Genomic DNA, 17,933 nt, shown 5'->3' on the forward strand with positions numbered 1-17,933 from the left:
TCTTCGAGCCCGAAAGAACGCTGCCGCCCAGAATGCACAGGCGAGCTCGACGCGTCTCTGACATGAGCCGTCTTCTGGTTCCGGACGCGCTCCGCGGGTTCGCGATTGTCGCGATGCTCATCGCGCACGCTGCTCCGTTCGTGCCGAACGCACCGTGGGCGGTGCAATTCGTCACGGCGAACTTCAGTAGTGTCGCGTCGCCGCTCTTCGCACTCGTCATGGGCATGTCGGCGGAGCTTGTGTGGAGACGCGGCGGCGCTGCGGGGGTGACGTTGCTGCAACAGGCTCTGCGTGGCCTGTTCCTCATCGTCCTGGGTGTGTGGATGGCCACGTGGGGCTCCTGGCTGGCGGTCATCCTGAGCTATCTCGGGCTGCTCATCATCCTCGGCGCGCCCCTTCTACTCCTGCGCAGCTCGGTCGTGATCGCCGCGACAGCGGTCCTTGTCCTGGCCAGTCAGCCATTGCTGAGCGTCGCACGCACCTGGATTTGGGTCTACACCGCGCCGCCGCCCGTGCGTGAGGTCACGACCTGGATGTTCCTGGGCCCTCAGTATCGGGTGGTCAACCTGTTGCCGGTGTTCCTCATCGGTGCCCTGTTGATCCGTCACGGCTTGAAACGCGATCGCTTGTTGTGGATCATGGCGGCTGTGGCGCTGTTGGCGTATCTTGCCTGGGGTTTCGGGCAGCGCTTCGGCACGGTGTTATCGGGGGACTACCTGGACTCTCTGAGGGATATTGGCTTGGTGTTCGCCGTCTACGTCTGCGTTGTGCTGGGGGCTACGGTGAGGCGGGAGCATGCAGAGCGTTTTTGGGGTGCTGTCTTTGTTCCCCTGTGCGCGTGCGGTCAGGTGGCGTTGTCCCTGTACTTGCTGCACGGCGGTCTCATCGCACTCTGGAGTAACGCGTATGGCCGCCCTGCCGAGAACTTCTACTTGGGATGGCTGGTGATCGTTCCGGGCATGATCGGGGCGGGTTGGGTGTGGTGGCGGTTTGTTGGAACTGGTCCAGTTGATGGGTGATGGGCTGGCTCAGCGGACGACGTCCCAAGGCTTTCTCGCTTCGCCCGTAGAACGGGCGCGTGGCTCACGGGTTCGCAAGAAGACTTGATTGGTGGGGCTGGTATCATCCTGAGGTCATGGTCGTCCACGGTCGCGCTCACAAATGCGTTAGCCGAGCCGACGAGTTCCTGATAACGAAGATCATTACAGCCCTCGGGCTGGCGCTTCTTCTCGTTGTCGGAGCATGGCCGGGCGGCCATCGTGACGTGACAGATACGACTCCGTATCTGAGCACGACATCCTCGTCGTCACTAGGGACGCCTTCTGTCGGCCAGGACTCCGCTGGTTCCGGTGAAAGCGTTGTCGGCGCGACCGCCGAACAATTCGTGACCGGGGATACCGCAAACGACATCGTGATCGGTGTTGCCGGGTGCCTCTTGGGTATCATCTGCTGCTTCTTGGTGCTCATCGTCACGCGGACCTTCCGCCGGCACGTCCCCGGTTCTCACATTCGCGAACGTTTGCCGCGCGCACCATCACTGGCGGCCATGACGGGGCGCCTGTTCGCATTGCCTCCTTCTCTCACACAGCTTTCTCTGTCGCGGACCTGACTCTGGCGGCGCCATCTCTTCGATGGCGCTCCACTGGTCGCCCTCGTTCGTTGTGTGTGTTTGGAGTGTCTATGAAATCTTCCGTGAAAGCGGTACTTGTCACCGTTGCTCTCGCCGTGGTGTTGCTGGTCGTCGCGCTGGTCTTCGTCCTTGTCAATCAGAATCGAGCTGCCGCACCCGAGACGGGGACCGCTGACGGTCCACAGGTCGTCCGTGAGAACTCGCATGTCCTCGATGACGGAGGGGAAGGGGCGGTGACGGTTGTCGAATTCCTCGATTTCGAGTGCGAGGCCTGCGGTGCGTTTTATCCCCTCGTCGAGGATCTCCGCGGCAAGTTCGATGGCGAGATCACGTACGTGATCCGCTACTTCCCGCTGCCTGGTCACCTCAACTCGAAGAACGCCGCAATCGCTGCCGAAGCCGCAGCGCAGCAGGGGCGGCTGGAAGACATGTATCACCGCCTGTTCGAGACGCAGCCTCAATGGGGTGAGGCTCAAGAGTCTCGTGCGGACCTGTTCCGGGGGTTTGCGGAGGAACTCGGATTGGACATGGCCGCGTTCGATGATGCGGTCGCTGATCCGGCGACAGCAGAACGGGTCCAGTTCGATCTCGACGAGGGTGAGCAGCTCGGTGTCAGCAGTACCCCCTCGTTCTTCATCGATGGAGAGCCTGTCGTGCTGGAAACGTGGACCGACCTGGAGGACAGCATTGAAGCCGCGGTGAACGGTGCTGAATGATGGCGCGTTCGCTATCGCACCGTCGCGTCATCATCGTTGGCGCCGGGCATTCCGGATTGGCGACAGCCGCCGCGCTCAGGTCCTCCGGGCTTGAGCCACAGAAAGACTTCGTGATCATCGATTCTGCACCCCCCGGTCAACGAAGCTGGGCCACACGGTGGCAGTCGATGAAACTGCGCAGTGCGGCACGCCACAGTGTCGTCCGCGGGTTCCCTTTCCCGGGCGATGAAGATCGTCATCCGAGTGCGGATGAGATGTCCGACTATCTGTCTTCGGTGGAGAAAGCCATCGGTGTGAAGACCGTGTGGAGCACACGAGCTCTTGGAGTCAACCGGTTGGGCGACGGATCCACGCTGCATCTGTCGACCTCCGCCGGGGAAGTGCAAACACGAAATGTGGTCTGTGCAACGGGAGCTGCCGCCGTGCCGCGCATACCGGGGTGGCGCCAGGAACTGGCAGTGCCCGGTGTTGTGCTGCATTCCAGCCAGTACCTCGACCCCGCGCAGATACCCCCCGGCCGCGTGTTGATCGTTGGCGGCGGATACAGCGGAGTGGAGATTGCTGAAGAACTCACGTCCTCCCACGACGTCACCCTCGCGACTCGAGCGGAACCACCACGGGCATCAGAGCGGCCCATCTGGTCAAGGCTGCGACGTAAGGGTCCGATGTCCGAGGCACGCCCCCGCGCAGCTTCGACAGACGTCACTCATGCCGCCGCCGTAACGGGGGTCAACGGAGACACCGTGATGTTCGCCGATGGGGCGTCCATGAAGCCGCAATCCCTGATCCTCGCGACCGGGTACGAGCCGGCAGACGGATGGCTGCCCGATTCGGAGCCCCCCGGGCAGCCATTACACGTCAGTGCACGCATCCCCGGACTGTTCACTGTTGGCATGCCGCGATACTCCCGGGCGGACGCTGACACCCTCGCTGGGGCGAGCCGTGAAGCGGCGACCGTCGCCCGGCTAATCGTCGGACGGCCATAAAGGAGCACCATGACAGAAACAGGGCACAGTCACGGTATCGGTGACGCCACTCCCCGCAATCGCCTGGTCATCGCGTTCGCGATCACCTCCTCGGTCTTCATCATCGAAGTAGTCGGGGCAATCATCACAGGCAGCCTCGCACTGCTCGTTGATGCGGCGCACATGCTCACCGATGTCGTCGGGTTGGCGATGGCCGTCACCGCTGCGCATCTGATGAACCGTCCCCCGACTCCCAAGTACACCTTCGGTCTTCAACGCACTGAGGTGCTCGGTGCACTCGCTCAAGCAGCTCTGCTGCTCGGAGTGGGCATCTTCGCGCTCGTGGAAGGCGTACGTCGGCTGTTCGAGCCCCCGGAGATCGCTTCGGGAAGTCTGCTGTTCTTCGGCATCGTCGGTCTCGTCGCCAACATCGCCTCCATGCTCGTATTGTTCAGCGGCCGCGGGCGCAATCTCAACATGCGCGCCGCGTTCCTCGAGGTCGTCAACGATGCCCTCGGTTCCGTCGGCGTCATCGCCAGCGCCATCCTCATCGCCGTTTTCGGTTGGTATCAGGCGGACGCTGTCGCGGGCGTCTTAATCGCGCTACTCATCATTCCCCGCACCCTCATCCTGTTGCGAGCATCCGGCCGGGTCCTGTTGGAGTCCACACCTGCCGGTCTCGACCTCGAGGATGTTCGCCGCCACATCCTTGCCCTTCCGCACGTGGTCGCGGTGCACGACCTCCACGCGACCCAGGTCTCGACCGACCTCCCCACGCTCACCGCCCATGTTGTGGTCGATGACACCGTCACGATGGAAGCTTCCGCCGAACTGCTGGCATCACTTCAGCAATGCGTCAGCGAACATTTCGCCGTGAGCATCGAACACTCCACCTTCCAGATTGAACCCGAATCCCACCCCGGAGAGCACGACACCCATGCATAAACGCCTCTCGGCACGCACCACTGCCGTCCTCACCACCCTGTTGTTGTCGGCATCCGTCGTACTTGGGGCTGCATCTCCGGCCGCCGCTCATGACGACTTCGTTTCGTCGTACCCCACCGCCGACTCGACCATCAACGGATCCCCCGACGAGATCTCTCTGATGTTCACCGGAACCCTCACCGGTGGTGACGACGCAACGGTCGTCGAGGTTATCGATGAAAGCGGAGCAAACGTCGCCGTCGACCCGCCGACGGTGAGCGGTGACTCGATCACCCAACACCTCTCCCCGGACGCCGCAACCGGCATCTTCACCGTCCGCTGGAAGACCGTCTCCGCCGACGGACACCCGATCAGCGGAGAGTATGTCTACACCGTCACGCCCGCGATGGCCACGGAACCCAGCACTCCGACCACAAGCCCCACCCCTGAAACCTCCCCAACCGAGGAGCCGGAACCGGCCCGACCCGCGCAAACATACGGTGGCACGGCATCCGGCGGCGGCGCTTTCGAACTGCTGCCCCTGTTCTTCCTCTCGGGTCTAGCACTGATTCTGGGGATCGGCGTTGTGGGAGTGGTTATGGCCGGGCGCCAGCGTCACCAGCGCGACCGCGCACAGGCCGCCAAGGATGCCGCAGCTACGGAGAACGACGCCGATGCGTGATCGAGTCCGCCGGTCGGCCGTGATGCTCATCGTCGCCGCCATCGTCATCCTGATCGATCAAGGCACCAAGACTCTTGCTCTGAACACGTTGCGGCAAGATGCGCGTATACCGCTGATCGGTGACTGGCTCGGTCTTCAACTGGCCTTCAACCCCGGGGCGATCTTCTCGCTCGGGGAAGGTTCCACATGGGTCATCACCGTCATCGGGGTCGCTGTCACCGCGGTCCTCATCGGTGCCGCCATCCGAGCCCGGAACGTCTGGTCGGCGGTTGGTTTCGGTTTCATCGTGGGCGGTGCGATCGGAAACCTCATCGATCGCTTATTCTCGCCGCCCGCGTTCGGGATCGGGCACGTCACCGACTTCCTCGCCTACGGGAACCTGTTCATCGGCAACCTCGCCGATGTCGCTCTCGGCATCGGTGCCGTATTCCTCATCGTCGCGGGTCTGCGCACAAGCCGTCGCCGGCCAGACCCCGCGTCCCGCCCCGATCCCGTCGACCCTGTACCCGCCGAAGAAACGGTTCACCCATGAGTCCCAAAGAACGCGTCCCCTCCACTTACCAGCGGAATGCCCTGGCCCCCAGCCTCGTCGCCGCCGCGATCCTGTTCCTGGCCCCGGCGCTCTTCCAGGCGAACTGGGCACCGCTCGTCCTCTTCATCGCCTCGATTTTCGGGCTGATCGTCGGGTGGTTTGCGCTGCAGGCACGCCACTGGTGGTGGATCCCGGTTTTCCTCGCGATCGCCGTGCTCTGGAATCCGGTGATGCCGTTCCCCTTCTCCGGTGTCGTGTGGACCACAGCACAGCCCGTCGCGGCCGTGGTCTTCTTGGCAGCGGGTGCGACGATCAAGGTGATCCGGAAGTGAGCGGCGTGAGCTTCGCGTCACGACCATGCGTGTGAGCGGCGAGATCCCGGACAGTCCCCCGTCACTGCAGACGTTCCTCGCACCGGCCGACATTCCTCTTCCGGTGCTACCCATCGTCGCGGGGATCCTCGCTGCGCTTTATCTCGTCGGAGCGATCCGATTGTGGACGCACGGGCGTCGTTGGCCCGTGTGGCGGACGGTCAGCTTCCTTCTCGGGTGCGTTCTCCTCGCGGCGGTCACTGGCCTGGGCGTTGAAACGTATGGCCAGGCGCTGGTGTCCGTTTTCATGTTCCAGCAGCTCACTCTGATGATGATGGTGCCGCCGCTACTGGTCCTCGGCTCACCCGGAACCCTTCTTCTGCGAGCAACACCGCATCACGGAGCGGGACGGGTAGTCCTCACAGCGGCCCACAGTGCTCTTCGAAGCCCGGCCGCGAGATGGGTACTTAGCCCGTGGGCCACTGTGCCGCTCTACCTGTTCGCGTTCTACGGCATCTACCTTGCGGGTGCTGCCGATTCCATCCTCACTCTCCCCACGGGTCACGTCGCGCTCGAGGTCGGATTCCTCCTCGCCGGCATGCTGTTCACCATCCCCATCTTGTCCTCCGATCCTCTGCCGGTCAGGTTGGGTCACGGTGCCCGTGCGCTGGATGTGTTTGCTGAAGCCGCGCTCCACGCATTCTTCGGGGTGTTCCTCATGATGGCCAGCACGATCCTGGTCGGCTCGTTCGTCGCCCCCACAGAGGCGCTAGGCATCGATCCCCTCGCTGACCAGCAGCTAGCCGGTGCTCTGGCCTGGTCCTACGGCGAAGCCCCGACCGTGCTGATGTTGATCTACGTGATGCATCGTTGGTTCCGCAGCGACACCGCTCGTGCTGCCGCGGCGGACCGGTACGCCGACGTGCATGGGAACGCCGACCTCGACACGTACAACGCCTATCTGAAAAATCTGAGCTCTCATGACCGTGACCGCTGACCCGTTGGTGGGACCCCCCATTTTCGTTCGATCGAGGCGCGGCAACCCCAGAGAGCACAACGCGCGCCTGCCTGTTGCGGTGCCGTTTTCCGTAGCGATCATCGCGGCCGCCGTCGCAGGAGGAATACTGGATTTCGCCTACCCCGCATACGGGTGGTGGCCCGCAGCATTCGTGAGCGTAACCATCGGGCTGTGGACGCTCCGCGGACGTTCTCTACCCGGGGCGTTCCTGATCTCCCTCGTCTACGGCGCGGCCTTCTACTTCACCCACTTGGCATGGGTGTCACGGTTTCTGGGGCCTATCCCGTGGGTCGCGCTGGCTGGCTTGGAAGCTCTGCTGTTCGGTGCCGGCGGCGTGCTGATCGCACTCGCCTATCGAGCCACCACCCGGACCGGATACGGGTACCGCGCGTTTACCCCTCTGCTGGTCGCCGGGGTGTGGGTGCTGCGAGAAACGCTGATGGGTAGCACGCCGTACACCGGGTTCCCATGGGCGCGCGTCGGTTTCAGTCTCGCCGAGAGCCCGCTCGCGGAGGCCGCATCCTGGGTTGGGACCACCGGGCTGTCCTTCCTGACAGTCCTGGTCTGCGCGAGCGTTGTGGAAGCCCTCATCCTCCGCCGATGGGAGCCAGCAGCAGCAGCGGCGGTCATCGTCGTTGCCGCGATAGCCGTCCCTCTGTTCCCGACTGAGCAAGCGGGAATGTTGCGCGTCGGATGGGTGCAGGGCAACGGTCCCAGCGGCTACTTCGACACCAAAACAACAGGTGACATCCTGCGCGCGCAGGAAGAAGCGACCGCTCCTCTTCTGGACCGTGAGATGGACCTTCTCGTCTGGCCAGAAGGGGCCGTCGACGCCGATCCCCTGCGCGATGTCGCCGTCGCGGGCCGCCTTGATCGACTCGTGCAGGGTGCCGGCGCTCCGGCACTGGTGAATGCGGCGACCACCCGCGGAGCCGACACGTTCAACACCTCGATGCTGTGGACCAGCGCCGGGCCGCAGCAGCTCCACGACAAGGCCAACCCCGTCCCTTTCGGCGAATACGTCCCGGACCGTTGGTTCTACGAAGCCATCGCCCCCGACCTCATCGGATTGATACAACGCGAGTACACGCCCGGCTCCAACACACCCCTCATGAACGTTGGCGATGTGCCCATCGGTCTGGCCATCTGTTTCGACGTCATCTACAACGACGTCATCCACCAAAGCGCGGCCTCTGGTGCGCAGATGTTCGTGTTTCAAACCAACAACGCGGACTTCAGAGGCACCGACGAGAACCTCCAACAGCTGGCCATCGCCCGTATGCGCGCGCTCGAAACAGGGAGAACTGCCGTCAACGTCTCCACCACCGGGACCAGTCAAGTCATCGGCCGCGATGGAAAAGTGTTGGCTCAGGTTGCGGTGGACACGACCGCGGCGAAGATCACCGAGGTCCCCCTCCGCACCGGCACGACCCTCGCCGTCGTGCTGATGCCGTGGCTCGGCTGGACACTCAGTATCGGAAGCGTACTCGCGCTGCTCGTCGTGTCGATCCGACAGCGGCGGTCGGATGCTCACTCCCAGGAAGACGGATGGATGAAGTTGTGAAACTCAAGATTCTGACCTCTGTCGCGGCACTCTGCGCACTGTTTCTACTCAGCAGCTGCGCACCCACCGTCCACCTCGAGCCCGCAGCAAACGCGAATGACCCGCTGTGCGCAGAGGTCACCGTACGACTACCGGACTCGATAGGCGACCAGGATCGCGTCTGGACGGACGCTCAGGCCACCGCAGCATGGGGCACCCCCAGCAGCGTGCTCCTCACCTGCGGGTCGGAGCCCCCGGCCCCCACCACGCTGCAATGTGTCAGCTTGGGTGGCGTCGATTGGATCGTCGACGAGGAGGACACCCCGAATCTGCGGCTCACAACCTACGGCCGAGAGCCAGCTGCCCAGGTGTACGTGGACACCACCACCCTGTCGGCAGACGCGGTTCTTGAATCTCTCGCCGGGGCGATCCAGCAGCTCCCCAAGACCGGTGAATGCACGGCACCTGTGACCGAAGACCCAGACGTCGTAGGCGATGAGACGGGAGATACCGCTCCATGAATCCCGTTGTTCTCCGGATTGTTGGTCCGACGATTCTCGTTGTCGCCGCACTCATCGCTGCGGTGGTCGGGCTCGCGATCGGTGGAGGAGCTGCACCAAGACTCACCAATGACCCTGGAGCGCTCGTGCGATGGGGACTCCCGGCCGCGAAGCTGATCGTCAATCTTTCCGGTGCGGCAATGCTCGGGCCCCTGGTGCTGGCGGTGTTCGCTCTCCCCTCAGGGGGGAAACCGTTCACCGTCGCGCTCGATATCGCCTCCGCCGGCGCCGCGACCCTCACCATCTCAAGCGGGGTGGTGGCTTTCCTCACCTTCCTGTCGTCGTTCAATCCGCAAGTGAGCCTGAACGCCGAGTTCGGTGCGCAATTGGGCCGCTTTCTTCTCGACACGGAGCTGGGACGATCATGGCTTATCACCGTGATCCTCGCCTCGGTCGTGACAGTCCTCGCATTCGCTGTTCGCAGCAATGGGGCGGTGCTGTTCACGACCGTGCTCGCGATCATCAGCCTGATACCCATGGCCACCCAGGGTCATTCGGGTGAGCTCGCCAACCACGATCCCGCGGTCATGTCCCTCGTCCTGCATGTCATTTCAGCAGCAGTATGGCTCGGCGGTCTCATCCTGCTCGTCGTCGCGCGACCGATCAGCTCGCCGCGCGAACTCGAGAACCTGCTCCGCCGGTACTCGACGGTGGCGCTCATCGCGTTCATCGGCGTCGCCGTCTCGGGATACGCGCGGACGCTCACAGCCCTCGGCCGGTGGGAGGATTTGGCCTCACCGTACGGCATCCTCCTTCTCACAAAGATCGGCGCGCTTTTGGTCATGGGCGTCCTGGGTGCCGCCTACCGCCGCCGACTCATCGCAAAGACCAGCGAGGGCCGTGGCGCCTTCTGGACGATCGTGTGCGTCGAACTCGGTTTCATGGGTGTCGCGAGCGGGGTCGCCGCCGCCCTCGCCCGCACCGCCGCCCCCGCCGATGCGATCACCCTGCCGCAGACCACCGCCGCGGAGATCCTCACCGACGCACCCGTCCCGGTCGCACTCACCCTGCAGAGATGGTTCACGGCGTGGAGTCCCGACCTCCTTTGGGTGCTCGTCGCGGGTTTCGGAATCGTCTTCTACCTCGTCGGCGTCCGACGCGCACGGCGCCGCGGGTATCCGTGGCCAGCCAGGCGCACGATCAGCTGGATTGCGGGGATGGGGGCGCTTCTGTGGACGACCAGTGGGCCGATCGCAGCCTATGACGATTCGCTCATCAGTATGCGATTCCTCGCCTTCGCTCTCCTCAGTCTCGCGATCCCCTTGCTCCTTGTCTTCGCGGCGCCGATCACCCTCGCAACCTTGGTCATCCACCCACGGGACGATGGAAGCCGAGGACCGCGCGAATGGCTTCTCTGGGCCGCCCACAGCCCCCTGGCCCGGTTTACTCGTCGCCCCGTCGTCGCCGCGTCCCTGTTCGCCACGTCGCTGTGGTTGTTCCACTACTCCGACCTGTTCCGATGGTCGCTCTACGACCAGCTCGGAGCGGAATGGATGATCAGCCAGCTCCTCGTCACCGGGTGCCTCTTCGTACGATCGCTTTCCCCGAACGCGTCCACGACTCCCGAGGGGCGGTGGCGTGTGGCCTCACTCACTGCGCTCACAGGCGTGGCCACTTTCTTCGGCATCGCCACTATCGCTCGCTCCGACCTCATCGTCGCGGAGTGGTTTGGCGCCATGGGGCGCACGTGGGGACCCACCCCCCTGCAGGACCAGGCCCTCGCCGGAGCCGCCACCTTGATGATCGCGGGAATGCTCGCAATCCTCACCGGCTTCTCCGTCCTCCACACGAAACGCAACAACAGACCTACCGACAGCACCCCCGTGCCCGCCGGACGAAAGGACCCACGCCCGTGACCTCCACCCACCGCACCCGCTGGCTCGCCAGCACACTTCTTGCCCTCATCGCACTGGGAATCGTGGCCGCACCGGCCCCCGCAGCTCTCGCGCACGACAACCTCCTGGACACCGTGCCCGGGGCAGACGAAACCGTCACCCAACTCGACGACGTCGCTCTCACGTTCAGCGGGGAACTCATTGACTTCAGCCAGGCAAGCTTCGCCCAAGTGCAAGGACCCGACGGCCTCTTCTACGAATCCAGCTGCTCCACCATCGACCGCAACATCCTCACCACCCCGGTCGCACTCGGAGAACCCGGCGTCTACACCGTGCTTTGGAACGCCGTCTCCAGCGACGGTCACCCCATATCCGAGAGCTTCACGTTCACGTACGCTCCCACCGGCATCGAGCCAGGGCTGGGATGGGACCAACCAGCATGCGGGAACGAACAATCACGGATGCAACCGGCAAAGGCGTCGCCCTCTGCTGTGCCAACTACCGAACCTCCCGCAGCGGACACCCCTGCCCCGGCGGCATCCGCAGGCGAGAACGAGGTGGCTTCGATCGCGATCCCGCTCATCATCGCCGTGGCTGTCATAGGTGCCGCGGTGATCGCCACCACCGTTGTCGTACGGCAAGTGAAAAAGAACAAACACAACAAGGTGAGCCCCGACATCCACACGGACCCGAAAGCGTGAACTTCGTGTCAGGACAGTCGAACTCGAATTCGATGCGACAGATATGGGCCACTGATCAGAGATCACGAGCGAGTCGGCGCGACTTCGGCGGCCACGTACGGCCGATGGACCAGACGGCGGGCAATGCAAGCGTGGCCAATCTGCGCGCCCATGGCAGCAGAATCCACGAAGCCGAGCTCGAGGAGAGGGCACAGTGAACGGACGACTCGTCTCTGCGGCTACGGAGGCGGCTGAAGAATGCGGTTGTGCACCCACGCCCGCCGAACGCGACTCGTTCTGGAAGCTGAGTGTTACTCGACGTGGCGCTTTCGGGCTCGGCGCGCTCGGTGTCGCTGCATTCGCTGCACTCGGCATCGGCTCCGGCGACTCAGCGGCGTACGCTGCGTCGTACCCGAGTTGGGACGATGTGCAACGCGCCAAGAACAACGAAGCTGCCAAGGCTGCCGAGATCACCCGAATCGAAGGGCTGATCCAGTCCTTGACGCGGAAGGTCGCTGAGACTCAGGTTGCTGCCGATACAGCCTCCGACGAGTTCTATGCAGCGCAGCAGGAGTACTTCGCTGCGATCACGGAAGCTCAGAGCCTGCAGGCGCAGGCGGACGAACAATCAGCGATTGCCGAAACCTCTGCGCGCAGGGCCGGTCAAGTTGCGGCACAGCTGTATCGCAACGGTGGAGATGATTCAGCACTGCAACTGTTCTTCTCCGGTTCCGCGGCCAACGCCGATGAGCTCCTGTCACGCCTGGGCACCATGGACAAGCTTCTCGAGTACAACCGGTCGGTCTACGATGGCGCAATCTCGGCGCGCAACACCGCCCAATCGCTGACCGATCAGGCGAAGGTTGCCCGCGACGAACGAGACCGCCTGCAGCAGGTCGCAGAGCAGAAGATGATTGCGGCACAAGAAGCGGCCGACGCCGCACAGGCCGCGCTCGACGAGCAAGCCGCGAACCTCGAGACGATGCAGGCGCAGCTCGCCGCGCTGAAAGACACCACCACGCAGACTGTCGCTGGTTACCAGTCGGGTGTGGCCGCGCGCGAGGCCGAAGAGCGCGCCCGTCGCGAACGCGAAGCCGCGGAAGCGGCAGCCAACGGTGGCGGCAACGGCGGCGGCGGAGGCTCTGCCGGTAGCGGCGGTTGGGTCCGGCCCCACGGGGGCGGCCGAAGTTCAAGCTACGGCCCGCGGACCCCGATCTGCGGTTCGCAGGGCTGCTCCTCGAGCTACCACTACGGCGCGGACATGGCCAATGGCTGCGGAGCGGCGATCTACGCCGCCAACTCCGGAACAGTGGACTACGCCGGCGCGAACGGCAACTACGGCAATTACGTCCGCATCCAACACGGCGGGGGCGTCAGCACCGGGTACGCGCACATCAAACCCAGTGGCATCCTCGTTGGCAGGGGGCAATGGGTCAATTCGGGCCAGGTCATCGCTTACGCGGGTGACACTGGACGCTCCTTCGGTTGCCATCTGCATTTCGAGGTCTACATCAATGGTGGTTACACCAACCCCGTCCGATTCATGGAAGACCGCGGCGTCTATATCTAAGGCTCCGACATGGGAGCACGAAGTGGCGCCACCCACAATGACCAGTTGGGTAGAGAGGGCTGCTCCAGTCGTCACTCGCGACATCCTTGCTAGGGATCTCAGAGAGGGAGAATGACGCTACCCATCACCGCCGTCAGCCGCGACATGATGTCGGTCCACAGCCCTGTCACCATCAGGATTCCGAGGACGATCAGCAGTATGCCTCCGCATACGTTCACCACCCGGATGTGACGACGGAGGAACTCGACCGTCTTCGCCGCCCAACCGAACCCGAATGCGACCAACAGGAACGGGATGCCGAGGCCGAGCGAATACGCGAGGCCGAGGAAGCCGGCACGGACAGGGTCGCCAGCATTGAACGAAAGCGCGATGATCGCGGCAAGCGTCGGACCCATGCACGGTGCCCAGCCGATACCAAGTGCCACTCCAAGTAGCGGCGCCCCTGCGATTCCGGCCCGGGAGCCGACGTGGAAGCGGACCTCCCGCTGGGCGAAATTGAACAACCCGAGAAAGACGAGCCCCATCAGGATGATGACGACTCCGAGGATGCGTGTGACCAGGTCGCCCCAGCGTAGGAAGAACACGCCGGCCGTGCCGCCCAGCGCGGTGATGAGAACGAAGACGACGCTGAAGCCGAGGATGAACAGCAGTACGCCGACTACGAGCTGACGGCGCTGGGGCGCGACTGCGTTCGTCGCGCGACCCTTCGAGTCCGGCGCGACCACCCCGCCAAGGAAGCCGAGGTAGCCGGGGACCAGCGGGAGCACGCAGGGCGACAAGAACGACACGAGGCCAGCGAGCATCGCGACGGGGACTGCGAGCCAGAGCGCACCGGACCCGATGATGGTGTCGGCGTTCACGGTGTCTCCGCCAGAGCGTCCTTGACGAGCGTCGAGAGGATCGAGGTGCCGTCGATGGGTCCGATGATGCGGGCGGCGACACGGCCCTGCCTGTCGAGCACGAGAGTCGTCGGTGTCGCCTGGATCGGCACGACCTCGGAGAAAGCGAGTTTCGCCTCGGCCGTGTTCACGTCGATCAGGCTCGGGTAGGTGATGCCGAACTCGTGAGAGAAAGCCTGGGCAGTGTCGGCCTGGTCGCGGGTATTGATGCCGATGAAAGCTACATCCTCGCCGCCGTATTCTTGCCAGACGCTTTCGAGATCCTTCGCCTCGATGCGGCACGGCGCGCACCCGGCGTACCAGAAGTTCACCACCGTGACCTTGCCGGCGTTGTCTGCGCTGTCGAAATCATCACCAGTTTCAGTGATGCCGCTGAAGTCGACCGGTTCGCTCCGCTCGTCGATCGGGATCTCGACGATCGCGCCGCCAGCGGCCACATACCCGGTGTTCTCACCCTTGAGGAAGGAATCGCTGACCGGATCCGGCGCACACCCGCTCAGACCGATCACGGACACAGCGAGCATGGCCCCGACCGCGCCACGAACGGCACGAAAGCGGGGTCTTCGACGCATATTTCGAACCTTACACAGATCACCTATGCGTCACCTTTGCCTCGGACACTTCCCGACCGGGAATAGACTCGCATGCATTGTGTTATATACCCCTAGGGGGTATCTTTTTGGGAGTGAACGGCTACGAGAGCAACAAGGCTGATCTGCGTAAGCGGTTGAGCCGGGTAGAGGGTCAGGTGCGAGGTATCGCACGAATGGTTGATGAGGACAAGTACTGCATCGATATCTTGACGCAGGTGTCTGCGGCGACGAAGGCCCTCGAGACGGTGGCGTTGTCGCTACTCAGTGACCATCTCGCTCATTGTGTCGCTCAGGCAAGTGCTGAGGGAGGCGAGGTGGCTGCGGCGAAGGTCCGCGAGGCCAACGAAGCGATCGCTCGTCTCGTCCGTTCATAACTACTACGTCTGTCTACTCGAAGGAGCACATCATGACTGATCGCATCGAACTCGGCTTGAAGGACGCGAATGCGGGGTGCGCATGCTGCGCTGCCCCTTCATCCGTTGACGCATCCGCGCCTGTCGCGGCCCCGGTCTCGGCCGAGATCTTGGTTGCGGGGATGACATGCTCGCATTGCGCCTCCAGCGTCAGCGATGAGCTGAACGCCATCGATGGTGTCGACGGTGTCACGGTCGACCTGAATGCCGGCGGGGCATCCCGCGTGATTGTCCACAGCGCCGCCCCTATCGATCCCACGGCTGTACGGGCTGCGGTTGAAGAGGCCGGCTACACCCTCGCGACCTCCCCGATCTGAGTCGCTATCCGTTTGCGCCCGGCTGATCCGGGTGCATCCGAGCAAGGAGTTTCCGATGAGCCAGCATGACCAGCACCACGAACACACTGCGCATCAGGATCACGGCAGCGTGCCGACAACGGAGCATGACCACACGGCGATGAGCCACGACCACGGTGCTCCCCCAGAGCACGCTGGTCACACGAGCCGCGGCGGTCACGGCGGTCACGGCGGTCACGGCGGTCACGGCGGTCACGGCGATCATGTCGGTCAGTTCCGGCGGTTGTTCTGGATCATGCTGGTCCTCGCGGCCCCTGTGGTTGGGTTCTCGATGATGTTCTCGATGCTGCTCGGGTACCCATTGCCCGACGCCGCGTGGGTGGGTTGGGTGTCCCCGGTTCTCGGGACCGTGATGTATGTGTGGGGCGGGGCCCCGTTCCTCACGGGTGCCGTGAGCGAGCTCCGTGCACGCAAGCCCGGGATGATGCTGCTGATCGCCCTTGCGATCACCGTGGCATTCCTGGCGTCCTGGGGTGCGAGCCTCGGCATGCTGCACCACGAGTTGGATTTCTGGTGGGAGCTGGCGCTGCTGATCGTGATCATGCTGCTTGGTCACTGGATCGAGATGCGCTCGCTCGCGCAGACGACATCGGCCTTGGATTCCTTAGCGGCGTTGCTGCCTGACGAGGCAGAAAAGGTCGACGGCGATACGACCGTAACGGTCGCGCCCTCGGACTTGCAGGTAGGCGATGTCGTGGTCGTGCGTCCGGGCGGGCGGGTCCCCGCCGATGGGCGCATCGTTCAGGGATCGGCCAGCATGGACGAGTCGATGATCACCGGAGAATCCCGGCCGGTGCGCCGCAGCGATGGCGACCCGGTCATTGCCGGTACCGTCGCCACGGATTCCGGAGTGCGGGTGGAGATCACGGCCATCGGTGAGGACACCGCTCTCGCGGGGATTCAGAAGCTGGTCACCGAGGCGCAGAGTTCGTCGTCTCGGGCGCAGCGGCTCGCGGACAAGGCCGCAGGGTGGCTGTTCTGGTTCGCGCTCGGCGCCGCAGCGATCACCGCGATCGTCTGGACGGTTGTTGGCCTACCCGACGCCGCCGTCATCCGCACCATCACGGTGCTGGTGATCGCCTGCCCGCACGCGCTGGGCCTGGCGATCCCGCTGGTCGTGTCGATCGCGACCGAGCGCGCCGCCCGCGGGGGCGTGCTCATCAAGGATCGTCTCGCGCTGGAGAGCATGCGCACCGTCGACACTGTTCTGTTCGACAAGACGGGCACGCTCACCAAGGGCACCCCCGCGGTGACCGCCATCAACCCCGTCACGGGGACCGACGCCGATCAGCTGTTGGCGTGGGCGGCCGCGGCGGAAGCAGACTCCGAGCACCCCCTCGCCCGCGCGATCGTCAACGCGGCAAAAGAGAAGACGCTCACCGTTCCACGCTCAACCGACTTCGAGTCATCCCCCGCTGTCGGGGTGCGTGCCCGCGTTGACGGACGTGTCGTGCAGGTCGGTGGCCCGTACATGCTCGAGCAAGAACACGCCGCCGAGCTGCCGGTTGCCGACGAGTGGCGCGGTGAGGGTGCGATCATCCTTCACGTGCTCGTCGACGGTCAGGTGACGGGCGCGCTGCGCCTCGCGGATGAAATCCGCTCCGAGTCGCGTCACGCGGTCGTTGCGCTTCACGAGCGCGGCGTGCAGGTGGTCATGATCACCGGTGACGCTGACGCGGTCGCCGCGTCCGTCGCCGGCGAGCTGGGTATCGACCGGTACTTCGCCGGGGTCCGTCCGGAGGACAAAGCCTCCAAGGTGAAAGAACTGCAAAACGAAGGCCGCAAGGTCGGGATGGTCGGTGACGGCGTGAACGACGCCCCCGCCCTCGCCCAGGCAGACGTAGGGATTGCGATCGGTGCAGGAACGGACGTTGCGATCGCCTCCGCAGGTGTCATCCTCGCCAGCGACGACCCCCGATCGGTGATCTCCGTGATTGAGCTGTCGCGGGCCAGTTACCGGAAGATGAAACAGAACCTCTGGTGGGCCGCCGGGTACAACCTTCTCTCGGTGCCGTTGGCTGCCGGTGCGCTCGCCCCCGTCGGGTTCGTGTTGCCGATGTCGGTCGGTGCAGTGTTGATGTCACTATCCACGATCGTTGTCGCGCTGAATGCGCAGTTGCTGCGACGGCTGAACCTCAGCCCGGACGCCGTCGTCGACAAGTAGGCGCATGGGCGGCGGCGACGTACCCTGGAAGAAAGGGAGGTGGGACAGTGTTGACGACGATCGCACGGCGCGTGCATGACCAGCGCACCCTCACCCGCACCCTCCTGACCGTCGTCGCCGTCGCCTTTTCCGTGATCTTCGGGCTTCTGGCGATGCACTCGATGAACACGCACACCATGCCCTCCGGGCACAGCGAAACCATCGCGGTCGCACCCGCGCATGCCGACGCTCACCCCGCACACGCCTCAGGCGAAGCTGCAGCGATGGATGAGACGGGCTGTGCGACGTGCTCTGACGATCACGGCATGTCGTGGATGGCCTGCGTTCTCGCGCTCCTCATCGCCGTAGTGCTGGTCACCCGGCCGCCCGCCTGGTGGCGCTCACTCACCGAAACCCCTGGTCCGCTCCTTTCACGTTTTGCGCTTCGCGGCGCGCTGTACCCGCTGCGGCCGCCGTCTCTCACCGTTCTCTGCATCAGTCGCACCTGATGGTTGGCATGCCCGTTCTATGGGCAACGCCCCCTCGCCCAGCCTGTCTCGCTG

Annotated in this window: 20 protein-coding genes; 18 read left to right on the top strand and 2 right to left on the bottom strand. The window is 64.2% G+C overall.

Going from position 1 to position 17,933, the window contains the following annotated elements; genetic code table 11:
- Positions 1-62 precede the first annotated feature (62 nt).
- From OB895_RS10145 to OB895_RS10210, 14 genes are all read left to right on the top strand, one after another.
- Positions 63-1,019, top strand: coding sequence for an acyltransferase family protein (locus tag OB895_RS10145; RefSeq protein WP_017201918.1), 957 nt, complete (start codon positions 63-65; stop codon positions 1,017-1,019).
- A 116-nt stretch (positions 1,020-1,135) separates the two neighbouring features.
- Complete coding sequence (locus tag OB895_RS10150; RefSeq protein ID WP_136025676.1) at positions 1,136-1,609, top strand: hypothetical protein; 474 nt, start codon at positions 1,136-1,138, stop codon at positions 1,607-1,609.
- Between the two features lie 71 nt (positions 1,610-1,680).
- Positions 1,681-2,346, top strand: a complete 666-nt coding sequence (locus tag OB895_RS10155; RefSeq protein WP_017201919.1) for a DsbA family protein — start codon at positions 1,681-1,683, stop codon at positions 2,344-2,346.
- The gene (locus OB895_RS10160; RefSeq protein ID WP_040568255.1) at positions 2,346-3,332 is read left to right on the top strand and encodes an NAD(P)-binding domain-containing protein; all 987 of its coding nucleotides are present in this window, start codon (positions 2,346-2,348) and stop codon (positions 3,330-3,332) included. The genes OB895_RS10155 and OB895_RS10160 overlap by 1 nt, the downstream gene beginning before the upstream one ends.
- 9 nt (positions 3,333-3,341) lie before the next feature.
- Positions 3,342-4,256 carry a cation diffusion facilitator family transporter gene (locus tag OB895_RS10165; RefSeq protein ID WP_017201921.1) on the top strand — a complete coding sequence of 305 codons (915 nt, stop codon included), beginning with the start codon at positions 3,342-3,344 and terminating at the stop codon, positions 4,254-4,256.
- Complete coding sequence (locus tag OB895_RS10170; RefSeq protein ID WP_136025674.1) at positions 4,213-4,917, top strand: copper resistance CopC family protein; 705 nt, start codon at positions 4,213-4,215, stop codon at positions 4,915-4,917. The genes OB895_RS10165 and OB895_RS10170 overlap by 44 nt, the downstream gene beginning before the upstream one ends.
- Positions 4,910-5,449: a signal peptidase II gene (gene lspA / locus OB895_RS10175; protein ID WP_017201923.1), complete on the top strand. Its 540-nt coding sequence runs from the start codon at positions 4,910-4,912 to the stop codon at positions 5,447-5,449. The genes OB895_RS10170 and lspA overlap by 8 nt, the downstream gene beginning before the upstream one ends.
- Positions 5,446-5,781 carry a DUF6804 family protein gene (locus OB895_RS10180; protein WP_017201924.1) on the top strand — a complete coding sequence of 112 codons (336 nt, stop codon included), beginning with the start codon at positions 5,446-5,448 and terminating at the stop codon, positions 5,779-5,781. The genes lspA and OB895_RS10180 overlap by 4 nt, the downstream gene beginning before the upstream one ends.
- Before the next feature lie 25 nt (positions 5,782-5,806).
- Positions 5,807-6,757, top strand: coding sequence for a cytochrome c oxidase assembly protein (locus OB895_RS10185; protein WP_017201925.1), 951 nt, complete (start codon positions 5,807-5,809; stop codon positions 6,755-6,757).
- On the top strand, positions 6,741-8,342 hold the full coding sequence (lnt, locus tag OB895_RS10190) for an apolipoprotein N-acyltransferase (RefSeq protein ID WP_017201926.1): 1,602 nt from the start codon (positions 6,741-6,743) through the stop codon (positions 8,340-8,342). Before OB895_RS10185 ends, lnt begins: the two co-directional genes overlap by 17 nt.
- Complete coding sequence (locus OB895_RS10195) at positions 8,327-8,842, top strand: DUF3515 family protein (protein WP_036304312.1); 516 nt, start codon at positions 8,327-8,329, stop codon at positions 8,840-8,842. The genes lnt and OB895_RS10195 overlap by 16 nt, the downstream gene beginning before the upstream one ends.
- Positions 8,839-10,737, top strand: a complete 1,899-nt coding sequence (locus OB895_RS10200) for a bifunctional copper resistance protein CopD/cytochrome c oxidase assembly protein (RefSeq protein WP_311877283.1) — start codon at positions 8,839-8,841, stop codon at positions 10,735-10,737. Before OB895_RS10195 ends, OB895_RS10200 begins: the two co-directional genes overlap by 4 nt.
- Positions 10,734-11,417 (top strand): copper resistance CopC family protein, encoded by a 684-nt coding sequence (locus OB895_RS10205; protein WP_026049677.1) that lies wholly within the window; start codon positions 10,734-10,736, stop codon positions 11,415-11,417. Before OB895_RS10200 ends, OB895_RS10205 begins: the two co-directional genes overlap by 4 nt.
- A 193-nt stretch (positions 11,418-11,610) precedes the next feature.
- Positions 11,611-12,966: a M23 family metallopeptidase gene (locus OB895_RS10210; protein ID WP_026049678.1), complete on the top strand. Its 1,356-nt coding sequence runs from the start codon at positions 11,611-11,613 to the stop codon at positions 12,964-12,966.
- A gap of 98 nt (positions 12,967-13,064) precedes the next feature.
- On the opposite strand, the gene OB895_RS10215 is transcribed toward OB895_RS10210, so the two are convergent.
- Together OB895_RS10215 and OB895_RS10220 are read right to left on the bottom strand one after the other, a co-directional pair.
- Positions 13,065-13,826 carry a cytochrome c biogenesis CcdA family protein gene (locus OB895_RS10215; RefSeq protein WP_017201929.1) on the bottom strand — a complete coding sequence of 254 codons (762 nt, stop codon included), beginning with the start codon at positions 13,824-13,826 and terminating at the stop codon, positions 13,065-13,067.
- On the bottom strand, positions 13,823-14,389 hold the full coding sequence (locus OB895_RS10220) for a TlpA family protein disulfide reductase (protein WP_017201930.1): 567 nt from the start codon (positions 14,387-14,389) through the stop codon (positions 13,823-13,825). The genes OB895_RS10215 and OB895_RS10220 overlap by 4 nt, the downstream gene beginning before the upstream one ends.
- Before the next feature lie 161 nt (positions 14,390-14,550).
- Between OB895_RS10220 and OB895_RS10225 the strand changes: the two genes are divergently transcribed.
- Genes OB895_RS10225 through OB895_RS10240 form a run of 4 tightly spaced genes read left to right on the top strand, consistent with a single transcriptional unit; the run spans position 14,551 to position 17,879 of the window.
- Positions 14,551-14,832 carry a metal-sensitive transcriptional regulator gene (locus OB895_RS10225; RefSeq protein WP_026049679.1) on the top strand — a complete coding sequence of 94 codons (282 nt, stop codon included), beginning with the start codon at positions 14,551-14,553 and terminating at the stop codon, positions 14,830-14,832.
- A gap of 32 nt (positions 14,833-14,864) precedes the next feature.
- The gene (locus OB895_RS10230; RefSeq protein ID WP_017201932.1) at positions 14,865-15,188 is read left to right on the top strand and encodes a heavy-metal-associated domain-containing protein; all 324 of its coding nucleotides are present in this window, start codon (positions 14,865-14,867) and stop codon (positions 15,186-15,188) included.
- 55 nt (positions 15,189-15,243) lie between these two features.
- Positions 15,244-17,391, top strand: coding sequence for a heavy metal translocating P-type ATPase (locus tag OB895_RS10235; protein WP_151460102.1), 2,148 nt, complete (start codon positions 15,244-15,246; stop codon positions 17,389-17,391).
- Positions 17,392-17,438: 47 nt separating this feature from the next.
- Positions 17,439-17,879 carry a DUF6153 family protein gene (locus OB895_RS10240; RefSeq protein WP_042538298.1) on the top strand — a complete coding sequence of 147 codons (441 nt, stop codon included), beginning with the start codon at positions 17,439-17,441 and terminating at the stop codon, positions 17,877-17,879.
- The last annotated feature ends 54 nt before the right edge of the window (positions 17,880-17,933 follow it).

Source organism: Microbacterium forte (genome assembly GCF_031885415.1).
GTDB classification, from domain to species: domain Bacteria; phylum Actinomycetota; class Actinomycetes; order Actinomycetales; family Microbacteriaceae; genus Microbacterium; species Microbacterium forte.

Coding starts and splice junctions, on each gene's coding strand:
- lspA (WP_017201923.1), top strand. CDS start 4,910: ATGCGTGATCGAGTCCGCCGGTCGGCCGTGATGCTCATCGTCGCCGCC.
- OB895_RS10145 (WP_017201918.1), top strand. CDS start 63: ATGAGCCGTCTTCTGGTTCCGGACGCGCTCCGCGGGTTCGCGATTGTC.
- OB895_RS10155 (WP_017201919.1), top strand. CDS start 1,681: ATGAAATCTTCCGTGAAAGCGGTACTTGTCACCGTTGCTCTCGCCGTG.
- OB895_RS10185 (WP_017201925.1), top strand. CDS start 5,807: ATGCGTGTGAGCGGCGAGATCCCGGACAGTCCCCCGTCACTGCAGACG.
- OB895_RS10195 (WP_036304312.1), top strand. CDS start 8,327: ATGGATGAAGTTGTGAAACTCAAGATTCTGACCTCTGTCGCGGCACTC.
- OB895_RS10200 (WP_311877283.1), top strand. CDS start 8,839: ATGAATCCCGTTGTTCTCCGGATTGTTGGTCCGACGATTCTCGTTGTC.
- OB895_RS10235 (WP_151460102.1), top strand. CDS start 15,244: ATGAGCCAGCATGACCAGCACCACGAACACACTGCGCATCAGGATCAC.
- OB895_RS10150 (WP_136025676.1), top strand. CDS start 1,136: ATGGTCGTCCACGGTCGCGCTCACAAATGCGTTAGCCGAGCCGACGAG.
- OB895_RS10220 (WP_017201930.1), bottom strand. CDS start 14,389: ATGCTCGCTGTGTCCGTGATCGGTCTGAGCGGGTGTGCGCCGGATCCG.
- OB895_RS10180 (WP_017201924.1), top strand. CDS start 5,446: ATGAGTCCCAAAGAACGCGTCCCCTCCACTTACCAGCGGAATGCCCTG.
- OB895_RS10165 (WP_017201921.1), top strand. CDS start 3,342: ATGACAGAAACAGGGCACAGTCACGGTATCGGTGACGCCACTCCCCGC.
- lnt (WP_017201926.1), top strand. CDS start 6,741: ATGACCGTGACCGCTGACCCGTTGGTGGGACCCCCCATTTTCGTTCGA.
- OB895_RS10160 (WP_040568255.1), top strand. CDS start 2,346: ATGGCGCGTTCGCTATCGCACCGTCGCGTCATCATCGTTGGCGCCGGG.
- OB895_RS10230 (WP_017201932.1), top strand. CDS start 14,865: ATGACTGATCGCATCGAACTCGGCTTGAAGGACGCGAATGCGGGGTGC.